Origin of the sequence: Amycolatopsis sp. DSM 110486 (assembly GCF_019468465.1) — a bacterium.
In the GTDB taxonomy this organism is placed as follows: domain Bacteria; phylum Actinomycetota; class Actinomycetes; order Mycobacteriales; family Pseudonocardiaceae; genus Amycolatopsis.
In genome coordinates this window covers 7,199,157-7,222,119 of the sequence record NZ_CP080519.1, presented here as the reverse complement: position 1 = coordinate 7,222,119, position 22,963 = coordinate 7,199,157, and the positions used below count along the sequence as shown (strand labels likewise).

Here is a 22,963-nt window from a genome sequence, read left to right as displayed (position 1 = left end):
TCAGCCGACTTCGGCCGGTTCGCGGACCTGCCGCGGCGCGATCACCGGCGCCGCCACCACCGCGGCCACGCAGAGCGCGAACGGCACGGCGAACGCGACGTTCAGCGGCATCCACCGCGTGAGCCCGCCGATGAGGGCGGGGCCGGCGAGCAGCCCGACGTAGCCGAGTCCGACGACCCGCGCCATCAGCGCACCCGACGCCCGCGTGTCGAGGTTGCCGGCCGCGGTGAACAGCTGCGGCACGCCGCCCGCGAGACCCAGGCCGAAGATCGCCCAGCCGACCAGCGCGAGCGGCACCCAGGGCGACAGCGACGCGGTGGCGAGGCCGACGGCCGCGAGCGCCGAGCCGTACCGCACCACCGCGACCGGCCCGGCCAGCGCGGCGACCCGGTCGGTGGCGAAGCGGCCGACGGTCATCGCCACGGCGAAGGAGCCGTACGCGAGCGCGGCGGTGCTCGCCGACGTACCCAGCACGTCCTGCAGGTGCAGCGCGGCCCAGTCGTTCGCGACGCCCTCGGCGAGCATCAGCGCGAACGCGAGCGCGCCGAGCAGCCAGACCACGCGCGAGGGGGTCCGGCTCGGTGTGACCGGCGCGGGGCCGGTTTCGACGGGCTCGGGACGACCGGAGTCGAGCAGGAGCCGACCCGCGGCCAGCGAAGCGACGACGCACAACGCGCCGGTGGCGCCGAGCGTGACGGCCGTGGGAATGCCCGTGCCCAGCACCGCCGCCCCGACCACGGCGGCGAGCGCGCCACCGATCGACCACATCGCGTGGAACGCCGCCATGATCGGACGCGGATAGGCGCGTTCGACGACCACGGCCTGGGCGTTCATCGCCACGTCGAGGGAGCCGTTGAAGAAACCGAAGACCACCAGAGAAAGCCCGAGCGCCCACCAGCTGGTGGCCAGCCCGGGCAGGAAGAGCGCGAAGCCCAGCAGCACGCCGGCCGCGGGCACCACGCGGCGGTGGCCGAAGCGGTCGGCGAGCGGGCCGGACACCTGCATCCCGACGAAGGCCGCGCCGCCGAGCACCAGCAGGAGCGCGCCGAGCGTGGTGTGCGAGATGCCCGTGGCGCGCTCGACGACCGGGATGTGGACCACCCACATGCCGACGGCGAACCCGTTGAGCGCGAAGAAGCTCCACGTCGCGACGCGCGCACCGCGCGGCAACCCTGCAGACGGGGACGATTCGGTCATCGCAGTCGGATCCTCCTCGGGTTCGGCACTCGCATGGTCGCACAGCGACCTCGGCAACGCACAATCCTTTTGTTCGAACGATCACGCCAAACGATCGAACTTGCTCACTCGCCCCTGCCCACTCACCCCGGCTCGCGCACCACCTGCTCGATCACCCCCGGCTCGCGCACCCCTGCTCACCCACCACCTGCCCACTCGCCCTGGTCGCGCACCTGCCGAGGCGACCACAGCGCGAGATCGCGCCGGCTTCCGGATGGGGCGGTGCGATCGGCCCCCGGCCGATCCGACCGCCCCATCCGGAAGCCGGCTCAGAGGCGATCTCGCCGCCCCGGCGGAGCCGGGGCAGAATTGCAGCATGCGACCCGCCGAACCGAGCACGCTCCCGTGACCGGGGGTTACCTGAAGGGCCGGATCCGCCGCGAGGACATCATTTCCGCGGCCGCCGTGGTGTACGGCGAGGCCGGCTACCACGGTTCGTCGCTGCGGGAGATCGCGAAGCGTGTCGGCATCAGCCACGCCGGGCTGTTGTACTACTTCCCCACCAAGGAAGCGCTGCTCGCCGCCGTGCTCGAACGCCGTGACGCCGAGGACTCCGAGCGCGAGCAGCTGACTGTGCCGCCCGGGCTGGAGGTGCTGCGGCACTTCGTCGCGCTGGCCGAGCACAACGTGCGCCACCCGGGCATCGTCGACCTGTACTCGCGGCTGGCGGCCGAGGCCGTGGCGCCCGACCATCCGGCGCACGAGTACTTCGTGGAGCACTACCGGCAGGCGCGCGAAAGCGTGATCGGCTCGTTCCGGCTGCTGGCCACGACGGGCGAGCTTCGCGAGGGCGTGGACCCGGACTTCGCGGCGCTCACGTTCATCGCGCTCATGGACGGGCTGCAGGTCCAATGGCTCACCACCCCCGGCGACGTCGACCTCGTCGGCTCCTTGCGGTTCTACCTGCACACCTTGCTGACCGTGCCCCTCGAGGACTGACCATGGTCCGTGAAGGGCACCTCCCCCGAAGTGCCCTTCACGGACCGCCGGCCCGCTAGAGCGTGCGGGCGTAGGGGTCCCAGCCGCCCGGCAGGGCGGGCGGGACCTCGACGGTGCTGGCCACCTCAACGGACTGGCCGCGTGTGATCGACTCGTCGATGGCGAGCATCGCGTCGAGCACGTGGTAGGCCAGCTCCCCCGACGCGCGTTCCGGCACCCCGGCCCGGATCGCGCGGGCGAGCTCCAGCGCGCCCGTGCCGCGCGAGGCGGCGTGTCCTTGCGGCGCAAGCGCTTCCGGCTCGGCGGCACCCAGCAGGTGCAGCTTCGTCGGGCCGTCGAAGCGGTTCGGGTCCGGCAGTACCGCGGTGCCGAGCGCGCCCGACACCTCGACGAAACCCGTGCGCGCCAAGGCGGAATCGAAGCTCAGCACGATCTGCGCGCTGCCGCCGCGGGTGAACTCGACGAGCGCGGTCACCGTGGTCGGCACGGTCACCGCGAACTCCGTGCCGGCGCGCGGACCCGAGCCGATCACGCGCGTGTCCCGCGCGCGGCCGCCGGCGCCGGTCACCTTGCGGATCGGGCCGAACAGCTGCACGAGCTGCGTGAGGTAGTACGGCCCCATGTCCAGCAGCGGGCCGCCGCCGTGCTGGAACAGGAACTCCGGCGCCGGGTGCCAGCTCTCCGGTCCCGGCGTCTGGAACAGCGCCAGCGCCGTGCGCGGTTCGCCGATGCGGCCGGCCTCGATCGCGCGCCGTGCCGTCTGCAGGCCGGCGCCGAGCACGGTGTCCGGCGCGCTCGCCACGCGCAAACCCTTCTCCCGCGCGCGATCGAGCAGTTTGCGGCCCGTCTGGCGGTCGAGCGCGAGCGGTTTCTCTGCCCACACGCTCTTGCCCGCCTCCAGCGCCGCGAGGCCGACCTCGACGTGCGCGGCCGGGATCGTGAGGTTCACGACCAGCTCGATCTCGGGGTTCGCCAGCAGCTCCGCGACGGTTTCCCCGTGCGGCACACCGTGTTTCGCCGCCTGCGCCTGCGCGCGGGCCACATCCAGGTCGGCGACGGAGAGCACCCGCACGTCGGGGAAGCCCGTGAGGTTCTCGAGGTAGGTGTCGCTGATGACCCCCGCGCCGATCAGGCCGACGCCGACGGGGCCGCTGGTCACTTCGCGCCCTCGGTGAGGTAAGCGAAGCTGGCGGCGATGCCTTCGAAGATGTCGCCGTCGTAACGGTCGAACTCCACCACGCGCAACGCGTCGGGCGCCGCGGCGAGAACCTCGGGGAGCGGGACGCTGCCCTGGCCCGCCGGGACCTGACCGGCCGCGTCGGTGGCGAGCGCGCCGTCCTTCACGTGGATGGCGTGCACCCGGGAGCCGAGCCGGGCGAGCAGCTCGGGCGCGTTCGCCCCGCCCGCCGTGGCCCAGTAGGCGTCGACCTCCAGCGCGACGGCCGGGTCGAGCTGGTCGGCGAACACCTCGAACGCGTGGCGGCCGTCGATCCGCGACTCCAGCTCCCACCAGTGGTTGTGGTAGCCGACCTGCACGCCGTGCTCCTCGGCGACCTTCGCGGCGGCGTTGAGCGCTTCCGCGGTGGCCGTGATGTCCGCGGCGTTCTGCCACTGCTCGGGCTTCACGAGCGGGTCGATGACCACGGCGATGCCGAGCTGCTTCGCCGCGGCGAACACGGCGTGCTGGTCCTCGCCGATGAGCTTCGCGTGGGCCGTCGGGGCGGTCAGCCCGTTGGCCGGCAGACCGGCGCCGAGCGCGGCCACGTTCTCGACGACACCGTACGGCTCGACCTGGGTGAACCCGATCGCGGCGAGGCGCCGCAGGGTGTCCGCCGGGTCGGCCGCGAACGCGTCGCGGACCGAGTACAGCTGCACGGAAGGCTTGCCCATTCCAGCTCCTTGGCTTCGCGGTTCGGCGCCAGGGGCGCCGCGTCGCCTGAATTTCTACCAGGTGGTCGAAATTGACACCAGGCGTTTGCGACAGGTCCACACGTTCGCCCGCCGTTTGAGGAGGGCCCGTGGCGGGCAGCAGTCAGGAAGGGCCGAAACCACGGAAAGGGACGCGATGACCCACCAGGGCATGGACGACTTGATGGTGAAGGGCGAAGAGGAGAGCTTCTCCGCGCTGAAGTCACGGCTCGTCGACGAGTACGGCAGCGCGCGCGAACCCGAGATCAACCGCACGATCACCGCACAGCGGCAGCACTTCGACGACGCCGGCGTGCGCAGCTTCCTGCCCGTGCTCGTCGAGCGCCAGGTGCGCGACCGGCTCGGTGAGCCCCGAGGGCGCTGACGGGGCCTTACGGAAGGATCGAGTCGACGTAGCCGCCGTCGACGCGGAGGGCGCCGCCGGTGGTGGCGGAGGCGAGCGGTGAGCTCAGGTACACCACGAGGTTCGCGATCTCCTCCGGCTCGATCAGCCGCTGCAGCAACGACTGGGGGCGGTGGGTCTTCATGAACTCCCGTTGCGCCTGCTCCCACGGCAGGTTCTCGTCCACGAGCTGGTAAACGAAGTCCTCGACGCCTCCGGTGTGCGTGGGACCGGCGATCACGGAGTTGACCGTGACGCCCGTCCCCGCCGCCGCTTTGGCGAAGCCGCGCGACACGCCCAGCAGCGCCGTCTTCGACATGCCGTAGTGGATCATCTCGGCGGGGATCACGACGGCCGAGTCGCTCGCGATGTTGAGCACGCGGCCCCAGCCCTGCTCGGTCATCGCGGGCAGCGTCAGGCGCGTCAGCCGCACGGCCGCGAGCACGTTGACCTCGAAGTAGCGCCGCCACTCGTCGTCGGTGATCTCCAGCGGCTCCTGCGCGCCGAAGATGCCGAGGTTGTTCACGAGGACGTCGACGCGCCCCGCACGGTCGAGGACTTGGCGCGCGCCTTCGTCGGTGGTCACGTCGCCGGCCCCGGCCACGAACTCGCCCCCCGGCACCTGGTTCTCGAGCTCCCCGATCGCCTGCGCGACGCCCGCGTCGCCGCGCCCGTTCACCACCACGCGCGCACCCGCCTTCGCGAGCCCCGCGGCGATCGCCGCGCCGATCCCCTGCGTGGACCCGGTGACGAGCGCCGTCCTGCCGTCGAGGTCGAGCTTCATGATTTCCCTTCCGGTTGCCGATGATCTTGGTGTGCCATCATCCCGCGCCGGGCACGCGCTCGCTGGGTGTCACTCACACCAGCGGCACGTCGACGAGGTGCCCGACGTCCTGCGCAACCGTCATCCGGAAGCCGCCGTCGTGGCCGCGTTCCCAGGTGCTGACCGACGCGTTGGGGATGTCGGTGCGGGCGGCTGCGGCCAGGAGGTCCGGCTCGGGCACGCCTTCCAGCACGTAGCGCAGTGCGAACACCGTCACCTCGTGCGCCACGAACAGCACGCGCAGGCCCGGTGTCTCGGCGCTCAGGTCGGCGAGCAGCGAGCGAACGCGCAGGACGACGTCAGCCCAGGACTCGCCGCCGGGTGGACGGTAGTAGAACTTGCCGAGGCGCTGCTTGCGGCGTAGTTCGTCGGGCCAACGTTCGGCGACGCCGCGGCTGGTGAGCAGGTCGAGGACGCCGAGTTCGCGGTCGCGCAGGCGCTCGTCGGCGCGCAGGCCGCCGGGGACCTCCACGCCCCCGGCGGCGGCCACGTCGAGGGCGACGCGGGCCGTGTCCAGGGCGCGCCGGTAAGGCGAGGCCACCACGAGCTGCGGCGGCTCACCCGCGAGCCACTCCCCCGCCGCCCGCGCTTGGCGCAGGCCCAGCTCGCTCAGCGGCACGTCGGCGTCGCGCTCGGCGATGTCGATGACCTCGCGGCCCGCGGCCTCGGCGGCCTCGCGCGCGACGTTGCCGGTGCTCTGCCCGTGGCGCAGCAGGCCGACCCAGTCCAGTCGTGTCGTCACAGGTCCTCAATACCCCGGACGGACGCGTGGTCACACCCTCACAGCAACGACCGCATCCGGGCCACGGCTCCCTCCGCCTCCGCGGGCGAGCGCCGTCCCAGGCCGCACGACGTGGCGAGGTCCACCAGCCGGCCCAGCGCCGTCTCGACGTGGTCGCGCACCGTCAGCTGGGCCTGCTCGTCCTGCCGCTCGTGCGCGATCCGCGCGACCACGACGGCCGATCCCGCACGCAGGCGGCGCAGCGGCGCGTAGAACGCGGCGGAGGTCGGCGGCGGCTCGTCACCGCCGGACATCGGCAGGTGCACGAAGTCCAGCGGACGGCCGGCGGGCCGGCGCCGCACCACCGCGTTGGCGAGAGCCACCATCGGCGCGGCCGAGCGAGGCTGCCGCAGAGCGCGGTGGCCGAGGTCGCCGAAGCACAGGTGCACGCCGAACCGCGTGCCCTCCGGCGCCCGGGCCGCCGGGCGGGTCACCAGGAACGCCATCAGCTCGGCGACCAGCCGGCGCAGCGGCGGCGGCGCGGCGGTCACGGCGATCAACGCGAGCGGCAGCTCCAGCTGGAACACCACCCGGTCGCCCTCCGCGGCCCGCACCCGCGAGATCTGCGCGTCCGCGGCCCGCAGGAACGCGCGCGCGTGCTTGAACACCCCGAGCGGACCGAAGATGAACAACGCCATGTCGAGGTACCCCGGCACGCCCACCTGCAACGGCTCCTCCGCCGTCGCGGGAGTGCCGGAAGCACGCAGCAGCTCGAACTCCGCCAGCGCGTCGTCCGCGATGTGCAACGGAATCTGCCCGGGCTCCAGCCGCCGGGCCACGAGGCGGTCGGTGTCGTCGTAGCCGGTCCAGTCACCGTCCTTGACCACCCGCACCGCGCCGGAGCTCTTGAGCTCCTTGACCACGGGCACGAACCACTGCAAGCGCTTGCCCGTCTCACCGCCACTGATCCGGCGCAACTGCCCCGCGAGCTCGCCGCGCTGCCACCGAAACGCCTCTCCCGCGTCCGCGAACTGCGGCAGCGTCCCCACGAAGTGTCCGAAGGCCACACAACGTGTCACGACGAAGCGTTCAGAGGTCCTTGCGGTACACGAGGAAGTCGCACTGCGTCGCCAGCAGCGGCGCGAGGTGCGGGTGGGCCTCCTCGATCGTCGACTTCTCCTCGATGCGGTAGCCCAGCCGCGTGTACCAGGCGGCGAGGAACTCCTTCGACGGGTGCGTGAACGACCGCGGCACCAGCAGCTCGAGCTGCATCCGCCGCCGGCCCAGCGCACGGCAGCGGTCTTCGGCGAACCGCACCAGCTCACGCCCGATGCCCGCGCCCTGCTGCTGCGGCGCGGCGGCCAGCAGGCCGAACTCGCCCACGCCGTCGGCGACCGTCCGCACGCGCACGCAACCGACCACGTGGCCCGCCTGGCGCGCCACGGCGATCTCGCCGGCCGCGACGAGCCCGGCCACCTCGGCCGCGCTCGTCCGGTCCGCGTCGCCCGCCCACAGGCCGGCCTCGGCGGTCGAGTAGACGGCGTTCACCAGTGCGGCGACCTCGGCTGCCGGCACCTCGTCGGCCGCGGCGGACTGCGGCAGCATCTCGACCTCGACTGCGTCCAGGGCGCACCTCCTCATCGGCCGCCCAGTCTACGAACCGATCAACGCCCGGTCGCGCCGTCGATCAGTTCCGGAAGGATGTCGGCGTGCCGGCCGGACTCTCGACGAGGTGCGTGAGCACCCAGCGGACGCCATGGCACCGCCGCGAACCGCGCTACGAAGTCGCCGCCGCGGAATCCGCCTCGGCCGGCCGCGCCTCGCCGAACCCGCCGTAACGGCCGGCCTTCGCGCGCTTGCGCACCTCGTCGAAGTGCCGGTGCACGGCCTCCGCCGCGGCGTCGCCGTCGCGCGAGACCAGGGCGTCGACGATCACCTGGTGCCGCTTCGCCGTGCTCGCCGCCGAGGACACCGGTCCGCCGAGCTCGCCCTCGGCCGCGCGGTAGACGTCCCAGAACAGCCCTGTGAGTTCTCTCGCCAGGTCGAAGCCTGCTTCCGCGCAGATGAGGTCGTGGAACTCCCGGTCTGCGACCGCGGCATCCGGCCCCTTGCGGCGCATCCGCGCGACGCAGGCCTCCAGCTCGGCGATCAGCTCGGGGCGGTGCTCCGACGCGACCCGCCGGGTCAGCTCCGTCTCGATCATCTCGCGGACCTCGAGCAGGTCGCGCAGGCGCCCGGCGTCGCTGGCGCCGCGGGTGCGCGTGCGGAACAGCAGCCACGTCTGCAGGGCCTCGGAGCCGGCCGAGCCGACGAAGGTGCCGTAGCCGTGGCGGATCTCGACGATGCCGAGCGCCTGCAGCGCCTTGATCGCCTCCCGGATCGAGTTGCGGCTCACGCCGATGTCTTCCATCAGGCTGAGTTCGGTGGGCATCGGCGCGCCCGGTGGGAGGTCGCGGTCGATGATCAGGTCGATGATCCGCTTGGTGATCTCTTCACTGCGTTGCGGGCGCGCCAAAACAGTCTCCCCGGATGTTTCTTTCGTTCGCTGGCACGTCGCCATCGGAGGACATCCTACGTCATACCTCATCGAATCCCCGGTAGATCCCGGCCCGGTGGCGAAAACGCGCCGTCCCCTTGACCGGTACCCGGCTGAGTTCTAGGGTTCGGCGAAGTCATAGGACGTCCCACGTCCTACTTCTCATGACTTCTGGTGGGCGAAACACACAGTCAGGAGACATCGATGTCCCGAACCGCCATGGGGACCGGCCCCGCGTTCGACCGGCGCACGCTGCTGCGCTACGCGGGCCTCGTGGGCGCCACCGCCGCCTTCTCCTCGACGCTGGCCGCGTGCGGCGGCCCCGCGTCGACGAACAAGACGGGCAGCTCCACCGATTCCCTCACCGCAGTGATCGGCTACGGCAACAACCAGTCCTGGGACCCGTTACAGACCGCCTCGGCGTTCTCCATGGCCGCCATCCTGCACAGCTACGAATCGCTCGTCGAAGGCGACCCCGTCACGCGCGCCCCGTTCCCCGGCCTCGCGAAGGCACTGCCGGCCGACGTGAGCGGCACCAGCATCAAGTTCGAGCTGCGCGACGGCGCCAAGTGGCACGACGGCCAGCCCGTGACCGCCGACGACGTGGTGTTCACCTACGCCCGCGCCCTGGACGCGAAGGAGAACGTGCTGATCCACAGCTTCTTCGCCCAGTGGCTGAAAGAAGTCAGGAAGGTCGACGACCACACCGTCGAGTTCGTGCTGAAGTTCCCCTTCCCGTACGCGCTGCAGCGGATCCAGATCTGCAAGATCCTCCCGAAGCACGTGTACGAGAACAACTGGCCGCTCGCCGTCGGCGGCAAGGTCGTGGGTTCCGGCCCGTACAAGGTCACCGAGCAGGCGCCGCTGTCGCACACCTCGTTCGAGAAGTTCGCCGACTACAACGGTCCCCGCCCCGCCGCGTACCAGAAGATGCTATGGAAGTCCATTGTGGACTCCGCCCCGCGCGTGGCCGCGATCTCCGGCGCGAAGCCCGATGCACAGATCGTGGAGAACATTCCCGCCGCCAACGCCGACCAGCTGCGCAAGGCCGGGCGCACCGTCGAGTTCGCCGACGGCGGCAACAACCTGTACCTGATGTTCAACACCGCCCACGCACCCTTCGGCGACAAGCGCGTGCGCCAGGCGCTGCACTACGCCATCGACAAGAAGAAGATGATCGACATCGGCCTGCGCGGCACCGGCACCGCGGGCACGTCGTTCATCAATCCGAAGCTGCCGCAGTCGCAGCCGGCGTCGCAGAGCTTCGCCTACGACCCGGCGAAGGCGAAGCAGCTGCTGGCCGAGGCCGGCGTCAGCAACCTGAAGATCTCCTTGTCCACCACCAACACCTCGCTGGTGCTCGACTGCGTGAAGGTGATCAAGGAGGGCTGGGACGCGATCGGCGTCGAGACCACTTTGGACTCCCAGGACACCAAGGCGCTGTTCTCCAAGCTGGACAACGGCAACGACTTCCAGGTGGTGTCCACCACGAACAACCCGATGCAGTTCGGCAACGACCCCGACCTGCTCATCCGCTACTACTACGACGCGCAGTCGCTGATGATGACGAAGTACGCGCGCTGGAACAACGCCGACACCCAGGCCCTGCTCGGGCTGCAGGACCAGGCGGCCGCGGAGCCGGACGAGACCAAGCGCAACGGGCTGTACAAGCAGCTGCTGGACCTGATCTCCGAGCAGGCCGTGATCTACCCGATCGTGTTCACCCAGCTCGGCACGGCATGGGACCCGAAGGCGATCACCGGCGTGCACGCGCAGGGCTACCCCGGCATCTACCTCAACCAGGCCAAGCCGGTCTGACGCGGGAGGACCACCCACCGTGATCGTCGTCGTGCGGATGCTGGCCTCTCGCATCCTCGCCCTGATCCCGCTGCTGCTCGGCGTGATCCTGTTCGTGTTCATCGTGATGCAGTTCTCCCCCGTGGACCCGGCGCTCGCCGCGTTCAACGGGGCGAACGCGACCGAGGCGCAGCTCGACCAGTTCCGCCAGGCCAACGGGCTGCTCGATTCCCTGCCCCTGCAGTACGTGCACTTCGTGTGGCACCTGCTGCAAGGCGACTTCGGCACCAGTGTGATCACCAAGGAGCCGGTGGGCCAGACCATCGCGACGGCGCTCCCGCTCACCGTGCAGCTCACGCTGTTCGGCCTGGTCATCGCGCTCGTGCTGTCGGTCGTGCTCGGCGTGACGTCGGCGCTGTTCCGCGGCCGCTGGCCCGACCACCTGATCCGGGTGGTCACGCTGGCGGGCGTCGCGGCGCCGGCGTTCTGGATCGCGCTGCTGCTGGTGCAGTGGCTCGCCGTGGGCAAGGGCCTGTTCCCCACCAGCGGTTACGTGAGCCCGGCCGACTCGGTCTCGGGCTGGCTCAACTCGCTCACGCTGCCGGCGATCTCGCTGTCACTGCCGGTCGCCGCGCAGCTCACGCGCGTGATCCGCACGTCGATGGTCGAGGAGCTGGACAAGGACTACGTGCGCACGGCCCGCGGCGGCGGCCTGCCGCCCGTGGTCGTGGTGGGCCGCAACGTGCTGCGCAACGCGCTGGTCAACCCGCTCACCGTGCTCGGCCTGCGCGTCGGCTACCTGCTCGGCGGCGCGGTGGTGATCGAGACGATGTTCGCGCTACCCGGCATGGGCCAGAACATGATCCAGGCCGTGCAGGACGGCGACACGGCGAAGGTCCAGGGCTTCGTGATCACCATCGCCGTGGGCTTCGTGCTCGTGAACCTCATCGTCGACGTGCTCTACCTCATCGCCAACCCGAGACTGCGGAGCCACTCCTGATGCGCCCCGTCCTGCACGCGAACCTCACCGACCGGCTCTCGCGGCCCGGCGTGCGGTTCCGGAAACTCCCGCCCACGTCCTGGCTCGCGCTGAGCCTGCTCGTGGTGCTCGCGCTGGTCGCGATCTTCGGCACGCTGCTGGCCACGCACAACCCCGACGCCCTGAGCACCGACACGGGCGGCCCGAGCGCCGAGCACTGGTTCGGCACCGACCAGTCGGGCCGCGACATCTTCTCGCGCCTGGTGGCCGGCACGCGCTGGTCGCTCGCGATCGGCCTCGGCGCCACGGTGCTCGCGCTCATCGCGGGCGTGGTGATCGGCTCGTTCGCCGCGACGTCCGGGCGCAGGACCGACGCCGTGGTGATGCGCGTGATGGACGTGATCATGGCGTTCCCCGGCATCGCGCTCGCCGCGGTGCTGGTGGCCGTGTTCGGCCGCGGCATCCTCGTGCTGATCCTCGCGATCGGGTTCCTCAACATGGCCCCGGTCGCGCGGGTGGTGCGGGCCAACGTGCTCGCGCAGTACGGCGAGGACTACGTGGACGCCGAGCGCGTGATCGGCGCCAAACGGCTGTTCATCCTCGCCCGGCACGTCGCGGTCAACTGCGCTGCGCCGATCCTCGTGTACTGCACGGTGACGGTGGCCGACGCGATCGTGTTCGAGGCGTCGCTGTCGTTCATCGGCGCGGGCATCCAGCCGCCGAACCCGTCGTGGGGTTCCGTGCTCTCGGACGGCAAGGACCTCGTGCTGACCGGCGGCTGGTGGGCCACGCTGTTCCCCGGCTTGCTGATCCTGATCACGGTGCTGGCGCTCAACATCCTGTCCGAAGGCATCTCCGACGCGTGGGCCGCGCCTTCTGCCCGCAACGCGAAAGCCGGCGAGGTCGCCAAGAAGATCGAGGCGGAGAAGGCGGCCGAGAACACCGCGCCGGTGCTGCCGCTCGCGGGCCTGCTCGAAGCCGGGGAACGGCTGGCGGCGAAGGCACGTGATCTCACCGGGCGCAGGGCCGTGCTGGAGGTGAAGGACCTCGCAATCAGCTTCCCCGACCGCCACAACGGCGTGAACGTAGTCGACGGCGTGTCCTTCACCGTGCGGTCGGGCGAGGTGCTGGGGCTGATCGGCGAGTCGGGCTGCGGCAAGTCGCTCACCGCGCTGTCGATCATGGGCCTGCAGCCGGCGGCCGCGCGGCTCTCAGGCGAGGTTCTGTTCGAGGGCGAGGACCTGCTCACCATGAAGGCGGGCCCGCGCCGGCGCCACCTCGGCCACGACATCTCGATGATCTACCAGGACGCGCTGAGCTCCCTGAACCCGGCAATGACGATCCGCGCGCAGCTCAAGCAGTTCACCCGCCGTGGCGGCACTCGCACGCCGCAGGAGCTGCTAAAGCTGGTGAACCTGGATCCCGGCCGCACGCTGCGGTCCTACCCGCACGAGCTGTCCGGCGGGCAACGCCAGCGCGTGCTGATCGCCATGGCCCTGTCGCGCAGCCCCCAGCTGATCGTGGCCGACGAGCCGACCACGGCGCTCGACGTGACCGTGCAGGCGCAGATCATCAAACTGTTGCTGCGCCTGCAGGAAGAGCTCGGCTTCGCGCTCATCCTGGTGTCGCACGACCTGGCACTGGTCTCCGACGTCGCCGACCGCGTGGTGGTGATGTACGGCGGGCAGGTGGCCGAGACGGGCGCCACGGCCGAGGTCGTGGGCTCGCCGCGGCACCACTACACGCGCGGGCTGCTGTCGGCCGTGCTGTCGCTGGAGGAGAACGAGGCCACGCTGACCCAGATCAAGGGCGTCGTGCCCGCCCCGGCGGACTTCCCGCCCGGCTGCCGGTTCGCCGACCGCTGCCCGGCCGCGCGCGGCCACTGCTTCGAGGTGGCCCCCGAGCGCGAGGGCAACGGGCACCTCGTCGCCTGCCACTACCCCGCCGAACGCACGACCCCGGCTGTCGTGGAAGGAGCGCAGGTATGACCCTCGTCGAAGTCGACGGCGTGCACGTGGTGCACCGCGTCCGCGCGGCGAGCCTGTTCGGGCGCGACAACGTCTACGCGCTCACCGACGCGAACCTGGAGATCGCCGCGGGCGAGACGGTGGGCGTGGTCGGCGAGTCCGGCTGCGGCAAGTCCACGCTCGCCAAGGTGCTCGTCGGGCTGCAGACACCGACACACGGCACCGTCCGCTACGGCGGCAAACCGCTGTCGGGGATGCGCCCGGCCGAGCTCGGCCGGCAGGTCGGTTTGGTCTTCCAGGACCCGGCCACGGCGCTCAACCGGCGCCTACCCGTCGCGAAGATCCTGCGCGACCCGCTCGACGTGCACCACGTGGACACGCCCGCCGAACGCGTCGAGCGCGTGCGGGAGCTGATGGGCCTGGTCGGGCTGCCGAGCAGCGTCGCCGACGCGTTGCCGGCGCAGCTTTCGGGCGGGCAACGTCAACGCGTGGCCATCGCGCGGGCGCTGGCGCTGCGGCCGGCGCTGCTCGTGGCCGACGAACCGACGTCGGCACTCGACGTGTCGGTGCGCGCCCAGATCCTCAACCTGCTCATCAACCTGCGAGAGCGGCTCGGCCTCGCGATGGTCTTCGTTTCACACGACATCCAGACCGTGCGGCGCATGAGCGACCGGATCGTGACGATGTACCTCGGCCGGATCGTCGAAGAGGCCGCCGCCGAGGACCTGCCCGGCGAAGCGCGGCACCCGTACACACGGGCGCTGTTCTCGGCCACGCCGAGCCTGCTGCACCCGGTCGAACCGATCGTCCTCAGTGGACCCGTGCCCTCGGCGACCGCGCCGCCGAGCGGCTGCGCGTTCCACACCCGCTGCCCGAAGGCCACCGACGAGTGCGCTCTCGCCCTGCCGCCGCTCACCGAGGCCGCCGGGCACAGCTACCGCTGCATCCACCCAGAGATCACCACCGGAGTGAACGCCTCATGACCGCGACGAAGTTCGCCGGCATCATCCCCCCGCTGTGCACGCCGTTCAACGACGACTTCACCGTGGACACCGAGTCGCTGCGGCGCCACGTCGAGTTCCAGCTCGACGCCGGCGTCCACGGCATCTTCGTGCTCGGCTCGTCCAGCGAGGTCGCCTTCCTGCCCGACGCGCAGCGCCGCGTGACGATCGAGACGGCCGTGGACCAGGTCGCCGGCCGCGTGCCGGTGCTGGCCGGCTGTATCGACATGACGACCTTGCGCGTGGCCGAACACGTCAAGACCGCCGAGGAGGCGGGCGCCGACGCCATCGTGGTCACCGCGCCGTACTACACCCGCACGCACGTGGCCGAGATCGACCGCCACTTCCGGCTGCTGCACGAGAAGACGGCGCTGCCGATCTTCGCCTACGACATCCCGGTGGCCGTGCACACGAAGCTCGACCGCGAGCTCGTGCTGAGCCTCGCGGCCGACGGCGTGATCGCCGGTCTGAAAGACTCCAGCGGCGACGAGGCCGGCTTCCGTTTCATGCTCAAGGAGCGGCGCGAACGCGGCCTCGACACCTTCGCCGTGTTCACCGGCTCGGAGCTGCTCGTGGACTCCGCGCTCGCACTGGGCGCGGACGGCGCGGTGCCCGGGCTCGGTAACGTCGACCCGGTCGGCTACGTGCTGATCTACGACCACGTCCGCTCCGGCAACCCCCACGCGGCCCGGCGCGAGCAGGACCGCTTGCTCTCGCTGTTCACCATCACCGACGTCGCGCCGCCGAGCCGGATGGGGCGCGGCTCGGCGGCGCTGGGTGCGTTCAAGGCGTCGATGAAGATGCGCGGGTTCATCGACAACGCCGTGATGGCGCCGCCGCAGCTGCCGCTCAACGCCGACGAGCTGCTTCGCATCAAGGAGAAACTGGCGGAAGCGGGGCTGCTCTAGATGGACCGCGTCTACTACGGCGGCGACTACAACCCGGAGCACTGGTCCCCCGAGGTGTGGGACGAGGACTTGAAGCTCATGGCCGAGGCGTCCGTCTCGATGGTCACGGTCGGGATCTTCTCGTGGGCGCAGGTGGAACCGCGGCCGGGCGAGTACGACTTCGGCTGGTTCGACACGGTGCTGGACAAGCTCGCGGCCGGTGGTGTGGACGCGTGCCTGGCCACCATGACGGCATCACCGCCGCCGTGGCTTTCCCACCGGTATCCCGAGATCCTGCCGGTGCGCGTGGACGGGACCCGGCTTTCGGCGGGGGCACGACAGCAGTTCTGCCCGTCGAGCCCGGTGTACCGCGAGCACGCGGCGCGGCTGGTCGAGCAGGTGGCCACGCGCTACGCCGGGCACCCGGCGCTGAAGATGTGGCACATCGGCAACGAGTTCGGCTGCCACATCCGCGCGTGCTACTGCGAGGTCTCGGCCGCCGCGTTCCGCGACTGGCTGCGCGAGCGATACCAGAGCGTCGAGGCGCTCAACGCGGCATGGAGCACCACGTTCTGGTCGCAGCGTTACGACGACTGGGCCGAGATCGAGCCGCCGCGCGTGGCACCGACGTTCCCGAACCCCGCGCAGCAGCTGGACTACCACCGCTTCTCCTCCGACGCGTCGCTCGGCTGCTACCTCACCGAGCGCGAGGTGCTCTCGCGGGTGACGCCGGACGTGCCGGTGACGACCAACTTCGTGGGCCTGGTGCAGAAAGCGCTCGACTGGCATTCCTGGACGCCGCACGAAGACGTGGTGAGCCTCGACTCCTATCCCGATCCCTACGATCCGCGCGGGCACGTCGAAGCAGCGTTCGCGTACGACCTCGTTCGGTCCACCAAGGACGGACAGCCGTGGCTGCTGCTGGAGCAGGCGCCGAGCGCGGTGAACTGGCGCACGCGCAACGGCCCCAAACCGCCGGGCTCGATGCGGCTGGGCAGCTGGCAGGCCGTGGCACGCGGGGCCGACGCCGTGCTGTTCTTCCAGTGGCGCCAGACGGCCGGCGGCGCCGAGAAGTTCCACTCCGCGATGGTGCCGCACGGCGGGCGGGACACGCGCACTTACCGCGAAGTGGCCGACCTCGGCCGTGAACTGGCGTCGGTGCCGCAGCTCGCGGGCAGCCGGGTGAAAGCCGACGTCGCGATCCTGCACGACTGGAACAGCTGGTGGGCCCTCGAGCTCGACTCGCACCCGTCGGACGACCTGCGGCAGCTCGACGCGCACCTGGCCCACTACGCGCCGCTCTTCGATGCCAACGTGACGTGTGACGTCGTGCGCCCGACCCGGGAACTGTCCGGGTACAAGCTCGTGGTGGTGCCGAACCTGTATCTGATGGACGCCGGCGTCGCGGAGAACCTTCGGTCCTATGTGGCCGGTGGCGGGCACCTGGTGGTGTCGTTCTTCTCCGGCATCGTCGACGAGAACGACCGCGCGTACCTGGGCGGGTACCCGGCACCGTTGCGTGCCGTGCTGGGCCTGAGGGTCGACGAGTTCTGGCCGCTGCCCGAGGGCGGCTCGATCGGGCTGTCGCTCGACAGCGCTTCCCCCAAGAAGGCTTCCGCCACCGTCTGGTCGGAGTGGGTGGAGACCGAGGGCGCGGCCGTGGTGGCGACCTTCGGCCCAGGGGAGCTCGCGGGCCGCCCGGCCGTGACGCGGAACGCCTTCGGCGCCGGCGTCGCCTGGTACCTCGCCACCCGGCCCGACGCCGCCGCGATGCGCGCGTTGTTCGACCGGATCACCGCCGAGGCCGGGGTTTCGCCCGTGCTGCCCGGCCTGCCCGAGGGCGTCCAGGCCGTGGTGCGGCGCGGTGAAGACAGCCAGTACCTGTTCCTGCTCAACCACGGCGCCGAGGCGGTCACGGTCACGCTGCCCTCGCCCGCGCCCGATCTGCTCACCGATCCCGGCCGTCCGACGGAAGCGGCGCTCCTGGCCCCGCGTGGGGTGGCCGTTCTACTGGGGAGTTTCACTTAGCCGAAGGGAAGAACGGGACATGAGACCGATCATCCGCTGGGCACTCGCGTTCGCGGTGCTGGTGTCCGGCGTGTTCGTACCGGCAGCCGCACAGGCGGCGCCCGTCCAATCGCAGCTCGCGGTTCCGCAGTTCGACCAGCAGGTGCTCTTCAACCCGCACCAGGAGACCGGCTATGCCTGTTTCCGCATTCCCGCCATCGTCCGCAGCACGCACGGCACCCTGCTCGCCTTCGCCGAGGGCCGGCGCGACAACTGCGGCGACACCGGCGACATCGACCTCGTGCTCAAGCGCTCCACCGACGGCGGGCAGACGTGGTCGCCGCTGCAGGTCGTCAACCCCGGCGGTGGTGACACGCACGGCAATCCGGTGCCCATTGTGGACAGTCGAACGGGCCGGATCGTGTTGATCACCACGTACAACAAGGGCCGCGACGACGACAAGGCCTGCGATGTGCCGTGTCCGCGGACGCCGCACTCGCAGTACAGCGACGACGACGGCCTGACGTGGTCGGCGCCGGTGGACATCAGCGCGCAAGCGAAGCTGCCGGCGTGGGACTCGTGGTACGCCTCGGGTCCGGTGCACGGCATCCAGCTCACGAAGGGCCGCCACGCGGGCCGGCTGGTGTTCGGCGTGAACGCGGAACGCAGTGACGGCACCAATTCCATCGAGAACTACGCCGCCCTGATCTACAGCGACGACTCCGGGCGCAGCTGGCACGTCGGCGCCGTCGACAGCTACCCGCACCCGGTGGGCGGCACGTATGCGCAGAAGCCTTCCGAGGTCAGCGTCGTCGAACTGCCGGACGGCACGATCTACGCCGGCGGCCGCGAACAGGGCGGTACCGACGTCGGCAACCGCGACTACGCCCTGAGCCGCGACGGTGGCCAGACGTTCAGCAGGCACTTCACCACCATCCCCGACCTGGTGACGCCGATGGTGCAGGGTTCCCTGCTGCGCCTGCAGCGTCCGGGCGGGGAGCGGATCCTGTTCGCCTCGCCGTCGGACACCGACCGGCGGCGCTGGATGATGATCCGCTCGTCCTACGACAACGGCCGCACCTGGGAGGACGCCGAGCAGGGCACCCGGGTGACTGGCGACTGGTCCGGCTACTCCGACCTCGTTCAGCTGAGCGGCCCGGCTGAGCGCGACGCGAAGATCGGCCTGATGTACGAGGGCGGCGCGGTCGACGCCCGCGACGAGATCCGCTTCGCGCGCTTCGACGAGAACTACCTGGGGTGGCAGCGTTCCGCCGGCCCGACGACCCCGGACGTCTCCCGGCCGGGCGCCGTCGCGTACGTGCTCGGCGGCGCTTCGGCGTCCCACGGCGCGCTGCAGCTCGACGGCGTCGACGACTTCGTGCGGGTGCCTTTCTCGCCCACCCAGCTGCCCGGGTCGGGTGACTTCACCTTCACGACGTCGTTCAACTACGGCGCTTCCAAGGACCCGCAGGCGTTGCTGTGGCTCGGCGGCATGGGCACCACGGCACCGCAGCTGTGGCTGCGCGGTGAACCCGCGTCGCACCGGCTCATCGCCATGATGACGACCGCGGCGGGCAGCAAGTCGGTGACCACCACGCAGGCCTACGACGACCAGCAGCGGCACCACCTCGCCCTCGAACGCACCGGCGGCCAGCTCGAGATCTGGGTCGACGGCGTGCTCGCCGCGTCCGGCCCGGACTCGCCCGGTTCGGTCAGCGAGACCGTCTCGTTCCAGCTCCAGCTGGGCGAACGCCTCGACGGCGCCATGCACTTCGCCGGCTCCCTCGACGACGCGCGGCTCTACCGCCGGGCACTGCCGGAGTCCGAAGTGGACGCCGTCGCGGCCGGCCGGCCGGTGTGGCCGGGTCCGGTGGTGCAGCTGCCGTTCGACCGGGTGCGATGAGTTTGTTTTCTTGGTTGAAGGACACCTTGAGGGACTTCTCTCAAGGTGCCCTTCAGCCGTGCAGCACCAGGTAGGGCGCCACGGCCACCAACGCGACGACGAGCGCGATCCGCAGCCGTTTCGTCGGCAACGCGTGCGCGATCTTCCAGCCGATGACCACCCCCGCCAGTTCCGGCACCCCGACGACGGCCGCCAGCCGCCAGTCGATGGAGCCAGGCAGGAGATACCCGACCGCCCCGGCCGTCGCGATCACCACCGACTGCACCTGTGCCGCCGCGAGCGCCTCCAGCATCGGCAACCCCACCACCACGAGCACCGGCACGGTCAGCATGGGCCCACCCACCCCTACCAGCCCCGCCGCGACCGCCACCCCGGCCCCGATCGCGAGGATCGAGCCCGTCGCCGGCTCCCGCCCTGCCACCGGCCGCCGCAACACCACCAACGCCGCCACCACGACGGCGAACACCCCGAGCACCACCCCGAACCACCGCGCGGACACCAGCGAGTTCAGCAAAACGCCGACCGGCGTCCCCACCACCGCGACCCCCGCCAGCAGCCCCGCGACCCTCCTCGTGTGCCGCTCCCGCAACTGCCCGGACCGCACATACGCCGCACTCCCGGCCACCCCCGTCGCCACATGCGTGACGATCGCCGTCCCCGCCACCTGCGCCGGCGCGAGCGGCGTCAACAGGAACAACGCGATCGTCGGCAGCACACCCCCGGGCCCGATCGCCGTGATGCCGATCCCGCCCACCAGGCCGAAAAGTGCGAGCAGAACATCGGTGGTCACGCTCGTCATGCCGGCCCGCGGTGCAGCGTCGCGCGCAAAGTGAGCCGGTCGGCGCGGATGTGGAGGGTTTCGGCGTCCACGGGGCGGCCGTCGTCGAGGTGCGTCAGGCGGTCGAGGGCGAAGACGGCCGTGCCGGGCGCGATGCCCAGCAACGCAGCGGTGTCGGGGCCGGCGGTCACGGCGTGGACCACGACGTCGGCCCGGCCGAGGCGGCGGCCGCTGGTTTCCTCGATGAGGGCGAACAGGTCGCGGCCCGCGAGGTCGTGGTCGAGCAGCGGGACGCCGATGTCGGCGGTCAGGTAGGTGGTGTCCAGCGAGAGCGGCGCTCCGCCGAGGCGGCGCAGGCGTTCCAGGTGGACGGCGGGCGCGCCGGGAACCAGCCCGAGCCGTTCGGCGATCGCCGGCGGGGGCGTGACGATGCCGACGGAACGGACCTCGTTCACGACGTCGCCGTAGCCGTCGAGGGCCTCGGCGAGGCCGGCGAGCCGGTCGAGGCCGTGGCCGTACTTCGGGTGCACCACAAGCGTTCCGACGCCCTGGCGCCGCTCCACGAGGCCTTCGGCGCGAAGCAGGCCGAGGGCCTCGCGCACGGCGTTGCGCGTTGCGCCGAACTGGGTGCCGAGAGCGTGCTCGTCGGGCAGCGGGCCGTCGTCGAAGGCGCCCGCGGTGATGCGCTGGCGCAGGACGTCGGCGACCTGCCGGGCCCGCTCGGCGCGGGGCCGGGGCGACGAAGTTTCCACCTGCGCGACCGTACCCGGATCCGCATTACGCCAGGGTTACGCCACCCACCCTGACCTGCGTAAACCCGGTGACCAGCGGAAAAGGTCCCAGATCGCCGGGTTCCGCCACCGCCGCCGGATCGCAACCCAGTGGCACTTGCGAAAAAGATCTATCTGTGCTATCCTTGCACAATTGCGGGCTAGGGTCGTCCCCGTGACCGAACCCAGCTTCACGGCCCTCACCGCGGCTGCCGCTCGCGCCGCGCACCTGATCGTCGACGCCGAGCCCAGGATCTTCACCGACGAGCTCGCCGCGCCCCTGCTCGGCGACTACGGCGACCAGCTCCTCGCCTACCACCGCGACCACCGCGAAGACCCGATCCTCGCGGGCGGCCGCACCCAGGTGCTCTGCCGCAGCCGCTACGCCGAAGCACAGCGAGCGACCCAGAGCGTGGTCCTCGGCGCCGGCCTCGACACCTCCGCCTACCGCGCGCCGCACACCCACGTGTTCGAAGTGGACCTCCCGCGGACGCAGGAGTGGAAACTCGCGCAGCTGACGAACGCGGACCTCCCCGAACCCGCGAACCGCACCTTCGTCCCGCTGGACCTCGCGACCGGCGACCTCGTCGAAGCCCTCGTCAAGCACGGCTTCGACCTCGCCCGCCCGACGCTCGTCAGCTGGCTCGGCGTCACGATGTACCTCACCGAAGCCGCCATCACCCGCACGCTGCGCGCCGTCGCCGGCCTCGCCCCGGGCACGCAGCTCGTCGCCGACTACGTGCTCCCCGCGCAGCTGCGGGACGACGCCGGCGCGCACTACGCCGACGCCGTCTCCCAGGTCGCCGAGCGAGCCGGCGAACCCTGGCGCAGCCACTTCTCCCCCGGCGAGCTCACTGACCTGCTGCGGGACAACGGCTTCGGCACCGTCCGGCACGTCCACCAGCGCGACCACGACGTGTGGCCGCGCCCCGACGCCCTGCGTCCCGCGGAGCTGTTCGTGCTGGCCCACGCGACCGTTTAGCGGAACCTCAGCCGCAGATGCTGCCCAGGCTCGCGGTCCAGCCCCACCACATGCCGTACTCGGCGAGGTTGCCCGCGTCGTTGAGGTGGATGTTGTCCGACGTCCACGGGCTGGGGTTGGGCAGGTTCGCCGAGCCGGCCGGCGGGATGTACTGGCGCAGGTCCACGAGCGCCGTGCCCTTCGCGACCGCCGTCTGGTAGATCACCGACGCGTACTGGTCCCAGGTGTACTTCTGGGTGTTGCCGCCGTACGGGTTCGGCGTCCACTTGAGCTGGGCGTAGATCGACATGAGGATGTCGACGCCCGGCCGCGCGGCGCGGATGCCGTCGATGACGTTGTTCAGGTCAGCCTGGAACTTGGCCGGGTCGTTCTGCGCCCACAGGTCGTTGCCGCCGAGGTCGACGAGGACCAGGTCGGGCTGCTTGGCGGCCATGTCGGCGATCGCGCCGGTGGTGCCCGCCCAGCGGCCGCCGGTCAGGTAGTCGGCGGCGAGGGCACCGTTGTGCGAGTAGTTCTGCACGTTCGTCTGCCACTCGGAGTGGACGTCGTTGGCGAACTTGGTCGTCCAGCCGTAGGTGGTGGGGAACCAGGTGTCCGTGGTGGACTGGTAGCCGGTGGTGCCGTAACCCGTGTCGGCCGAGGTGCCGACGATGGCGACGTTGTCCTTGCGGGTACACCAGGTGCTTTCCTGGGCGGCGTCGGCGGAGGTGACCACCGTGGACATGCCGATACCGAGGCCGATCAGGGTCAGCACTGCGCCGAGTCTGGCGAAGGTGGCTTTGCGCATCTTCGAGGGGACCTTTCAGGGGAACGGGAGCGTCTGCGCCTCAATCGCTCCACACCGGACAGTTGTTACCTGATCAGGTGAGGTTCGGCTGCGGTCCGCGATCGTTCGGGCAGCCACTGTGCCCGCGCGTTACCCCAACGAAGTGCACTAAACGTTTTCTTTCCGGGGTAACCCACCGGCACAACGGAGAGTTGCCGTGATCGACGACACGTCCGACGGTGGAGATCAGCAGCGAAAAGTCGGAGGCGCCGCGGATCGACGCCGACGGGCACCTGTCGTCCACGGAGAGCGCCGACCTGTACCGCCACTACGGCCTGCCGATGCCGCGCACCGCACCGGATGTGAACGCTGGTCGGGACAAAATGGACACTGCGGCCGGCCGCAGCACGCAGGACGCGGCGATGGCTCGTGAAGGGCGCTCGGTGGCCGACGCCGGCTCGGGCACCCGCGGCGAGGAAACCGTGAAGGGTGACGTCCGCAAGGAGCAGTTCGACCTGCAGGACGACGCCGAGAAGCGCAAGCACTGACGGACGGAATAC

General features: G+C 71.0%; 22 protein-coding genes. 11 read left to right on the top strand and 11 right to left on the bottom strand.

Translation table 11 applies throughout. From position 1 onward, the window contains the following. Positions 1-1,197, bottom strand: a complete 1,197-nt coding sequence (locus tag K1T34_RS35025; protein ID WP_220238998.1) for an MFS transporter — start codon at positions 1,195-1,197, stop codon at positions 1-3. A 384-nt stretch (positions 1,198-1,581) separates the two neighbouring features. On the opposite strand from K1T34_RS35025, the gene K1T34_RS35020 reads away from it, so the two are divergent. Further along, positions 1,582-2,175, top strand: coding sequence for a TetR/AcrR family transcriptional regulator (locus tag K1T34_RS35020; protein WP_220238997.1), 594 nt, complete (start codon positions 1,582-1,584; stop codon positions 2,173-2,175). A gap of 55 nt (positions 2,176-2,230) precedes the next feature. On the opposite strand, the gene K1T34_RS35015 is transcribed toward K1T34_RS35020, so the two are convergent. Continuing rightward, positions 2,231-3,334 carry a Gfo/Idh/MocA family protein gene (locus tag K1T34_RS35015; protein WP_220238996.1) on the bottom strand — a complete coding sequence of 368 codons (1,104 nt, stop codon included), beginning with the start codon at positions 3,332-3,334 and terminating at the stop codon, positions 2,231-2,233. Then, positions 3,331-4,065: a sugar phosphate isomerase/epimerase gene (locus K1T34_RS35010; RefSeq protein ID WP_220238995.1), complete on the bottom strand. Its 735-nt coding sequence runs from the start codon at positions 4,063-4,065 to the stop codon at positions 3,331-3,333. Before K1T34_RS35010 ends, K1T34_RS35015 begins: the two co-directional genes overlap by 4 nt. A gap of 175 nt (positions 4,066-4,240) precedes the next feature. Here K1T34_RS35010 and K1T34_RS35005 point away from each other — a divergent pair, with 175 nt between their 5' ends. Further along, positions 4,241-4,468 carry a three-helix bundle dimerization domain-containing protein gene (locus K1T34_RS35005; RefSeq protein ID WP_220238994.1) on the top strand — a complete coding sequence of 76 codons (228 nt, stop codon included), beginning with the start codon at positions 4,241-4,243 and terminating at the stop codon, positions 4,466-4,468. 7 nt (positions 4,469-4,475) lie between these two features. Here the strand turns inward: K1T34_RS35005 and K1T34_RS35000 are convergent, their stop codons facing one another. The 5 genes from K1T34_RS35000 to K1T34_RS34980 all read right to left on the bottom strand — a co-directional run bounded on the left by K1T34_RS35000 (position 4,476) and on the right by K1T34_RS34980 (position 8,545). Beyond that, positions 4,476-5,270, bottom strand: a complete 795-nt coding sequence (locus tag K1T34_RS35000; RefSeq protein ID WP_220238993.1) for an SDR family NAD(P)-dependent oxidoreductase — start codon at positions 5,268-5,270, stop codon at positions 4,476-4,478. Positions 5,271-5,343: 73 nt separating this feature from the next. Further along, positions 5,344-6,051 (bottom strand): histidine phosphatase family protein, encoded by a 708-nt coding sequence (locus K1T34_RS34995; RefSeq protein WP_220238992.1) that lies wholly within the window; start codon positions 6,049-6,051, stop codon positions 5,344-5,346. Between the two features lie 38 nt (positions 6,052-6,089). Next, entirely contained in the window at positions 6,090-7,079 is a 990-nt protein-coding gene (locus K1T34_RS34990) for a hypothetical protein (RefSeq protein ID WP_220238991.1), read from the bottom strand. A gap of 40 nt (positions 7,080-7,119) precedes the next feature. Then, on the bottom strand, positions 7,120-7,671 hold the full coding sequence (locus K1T34_RS34985; RefSeq protein ID WP_255637772.1) for a GNAT family N-acetyltransferase: 552 nt from the start codon (positions 7,669-7,671) through the stop codon (positions 7,120-7,122). Between the two features lie 136 nt (positions 7,672-7,807). After that, positions 7,808-8,545, bottom strand: coding sequence for a FadR/GntR family transcriptional regulator (locus K1T34_RS34980; protein ID WP_220238990.1), 738 nt, complete (start codon positions 8,543-8,545; stop codon positions 7,808-7,810). A 225-nt stretch (positions 8,546-8,770) separates the two neighbouring features. Here K1T34_RS34980 and K1T34_RS34975 point away from each other — a divergent pair, with 225 nt between their 5' ends. Genes K1T34_RS34975 through K1T34_RS34945 form a run of 7 tightly spaced genes read left to right on the top strand, consistent with a single transcriptional unit; the run spans position 8,771 to position 19,107 of the window. Then, positions 8,771-10,384 carry an ABC transporter substrate-binding protein gene (locus tag K1T34_RS34975; protein WP_220238989.1) on the top strand — a complete coding sequence of 538 codons (1,614 nt, stop codon included), beginning with the start codon at positions 8,771-8,773 and terminating at the stop codon, positions 10,382-10,384. 19 nt (positions 10,385-10,403) lie between these two features. Beyond that, complete coding sequence (locus K1T34_RS34970; RefSeq protein ID WP_220238988.1) at positions 10,404-11,363, top strand: ABC transporter permease; 960 nt, start codon at positions 10,404-10,406, stop codon at positions 11,361-11,363. Beyond that, positions 11,363-13,330 carry a dipeptide/oligopeptide/nickel ABC transporter permease/ATP-binding protein gene (locus tag K1T34_RS34965; protein WP_220238987.1) on the top strand — a complete coding sequence of 656 codons (1,968 nt, stop codon included), beginning with the start codon at positions 11,363-11,365 and terminating at the stop codon, positions 13,328-13,330. Before K1T34_RS34970 ends, K1T34_RS34965 begins: the two co-directional genes overlap by 1 nt. Further along, on the top strand, positions 13,327-14,292 hold the full coding sequence (locus K1T34_RS34960) for an ABC transporter ATP-binding protein (protein WP_220238986.1): 966 nt from the start codon (positions 13,327-13,329) through the stop codon (positions 14,290-14,292). The genes K1T34_RS34965 and K1T34_RS34960 overlap by 4 nt, the downstream gene beginning before the upstream one ends. Continuing rightward, positions 14,289-15,218 carry a dihydrodipicolinate synthase family protein gene (locus K1T34_RS34955; RefSeq protein WP_220238985.1) on the top strand — a complete coding sequence of 310 codons (930 nt, stop codon included), beginning with the start codon at positions 14,289-14,291 and terminating at the stop codon, positions 15,216-15,218. Before K1T34_RS34960 ends, K1T34_RS34955 begins: the two co-directional genes overlap by 4 nt. Then, positions 15,219-17,225 (top strand): beta-galactosidase, encoded by a 2,007-nt coding sequence (locus K1T34_RS34950; RefSeq protein ID WP_220238984.1) that lies wholly within the window; start codon positions 15,219-15,221, stop codon positions 17,223-17,225. A gap of 19 nt (positions 17,226-17,244) precedes the next feature. Continuing rightward, the gene (locus K1T34_RS34945; RefSeq protein ID WP_220238983.1) at positions 17,245-19,107 is read left to right on the top strand and encodes a sialidase family protein; all 1,863 of its coding nucleotides are present in this window, start codon (positions 17,245-17,247) and stop codon (positions 19,105-19,107) included. 52 nt (positions 19,108-19,159) lie between these two features. Here K1T34_RS34945 and K1T34_RS34940 read toward each other — a convergent pair whose 3' ends face one another. Both K1T34_RS34940 and K1T34_RS34935 read right to left on the bottom strand, forming a co-directional pair. Beyond that, positions 19,160-19,906: a sulfite exporter TauE/SafE family protein gene (locus tag K1T34_RS34940; protein ID WP_220238982.1), complete on the bottom strand. Its 747-nt coding sequence runs from the start codon at positions 19,904-19,906 to the stop codon at positions 19,160-19,162. Continuing rightward, on the bottom strand, positions 19,903-20,637 hold the full coding sequence (locus K1T34_RS34935; protein ID WP_220238981.1) for a GntR family transcriptional regulator: 735 nt from the start codon (positions 20,635-20,637) through the stop codon (positions 19,903-19,905). The genes K1T34_RS34940 and K1T34_RS34935 overlap by 4 nt, the downstream gene beginning before the upstream one ends. A gap of 193 nt (positions 20,638-20,830) precedes the next feature. Between K1T34_RS34935 and K1T34_RS34930 the strand changes: the two genes are divergently transcribed. Beyond that, a complete protein-coding gene (locus K1T34_RS34930; protein ID WP_255637770.1) occupies positions 20,831-21,637 on the top strand; it encodes an SAM-dependent methyltransferase in 807 nt (268 codons plus the stop codon). Positions 21,638-21,644: 7 nt separating this feature from the next. Here K1T34_RS34930 and K1T34_RS34925 read toward each other — a convergent pair whose 3' ends face one another. Next, complete coding sequence (locus K1T34_RS34925; RefSeq protein ID WP_255637769.1) at positions 21,645-22,424, bottom strand: SGNH/GDSL hydrolase family protein; 780 nt, start codon at positions 22,422-22,424, stop codon at positions 21,645-21,647. A 218-nt stretch (positions 22,425-22,642) separates the two neighbouring features. On the opposite strand from K1T34_RS34925, the gene K1T34_RS34920 reads away from it, so the two are divergent. Then, entirely contained in the window at positions 22,643-22,951 is a 309-nt protein-coding gene (locus tag K1T34_RS34920; protein WP_220247880.1) for a hypothetical protein, read from the top strand. Positions 22,952-22,963 lie beyond the last annotated feature (12 nt).

What these genes read in the sequence shown, in the direction of transcription:
- K1T34_RS34950 (WP_220238984.1), top strand. Translation starts at nt 15,219, where the DNA reads ATGGACCGCGTCTACTACGGCGGCGACTACAACCCGGAGCACTGGTCC.
- K1T34_RS34925 (WP_255637769.1), bottom strand. Translation starts at nt 22,424, where the DNA reads ATGCGCAAAGCCACCTTCGCCAGACTCGGCGCAGTGCTGACCCTGATC.
- K1T34_RS35005 (WP_220238994.1), top strand. Translation starts at nt 4,241, where the DNA reads ATGACCCACCAGGGCATGGACGACTTGATGGTGAAGGGCGAAGAGGAG.
- K1T34_RS34955 (WP_220238985.1), top strand. Translation starts at nt 14,289, where the DNA reads ATGACCGCGACGAAGTTCGCCGGCATCATCCCCCCGCTGTGCACGCCG.
- K1T34_RS35000 (WP_220238993.1), bottom strand. Translation starts at nt 5,270, where the DNA reads ATGAAGCTCGACCTCGACGGCAGGACGGCGCTCGTCACCGGGTCCACG.
- K1T34_RS34975 (WP_220238989.1), top strand. Translation starts at nt 8,771, where the DNA reads ATGTCCCGAACCGCCATGGGGACCGGCCCCGCGTTCGACCGGCGCACG.
- K1T34_RS34960 (WP_220238986.1), top strand. Translation starts at nt 13,327, where the DNA reads ATGACCCTCGTCGAAGTCGACGGCGTGCACGTGGTGCACCGCGTCCGC.
- K1T34_RS34945 (WP_220238983.1), top strand. Translation starts at nt 17,245, where the DNA reads ATGAGACCGATCATCCGCTGGGCACTCGCGTTCGCGGTGCTGGTGTCC.
- K1T34_RS35025 (WP_220238998.1), bottom strand. Translation starts at nt 1,197, where the DNA reads ATGACCGAATCGTCCCCGTCTGCAGGGTTGCCGCGCGGTGCGCGCGTC.
- K1T34_RS34940 (WP_220238982.1), bottom strand. Translation starts at nt 19,906, where the DNA reads ATGACGAGCGTGACCACCGATGTTCTGCTCGCACTTTTCGGCCTGGTG.
- K1T34_RS34965 (WP_220238987.1), top strand. Translation starts at nt 11,363, where the DNA reads ATGCGCCCCGTCCTGCACGCGAACCTCACCGACCGGCTCTCGCGGCCC.
- K1T34_RS34985 (WP_255637772.1), bottom strand. Translation starts at nt 7,671, where the DNA reads ATGAGGAGGTGCGCCCTGGACGCAGTCGAGGTCGAGATGCTGCCGCAG.
- K1T34_RS35010 (WP_220238995.1), bottom strand. Translation starts at nt 4,065, where the DNA reads ATGGGCAAGCCTTCCGTGCAGCTGTACTCGGTCCGCGACGCGTTCGCG.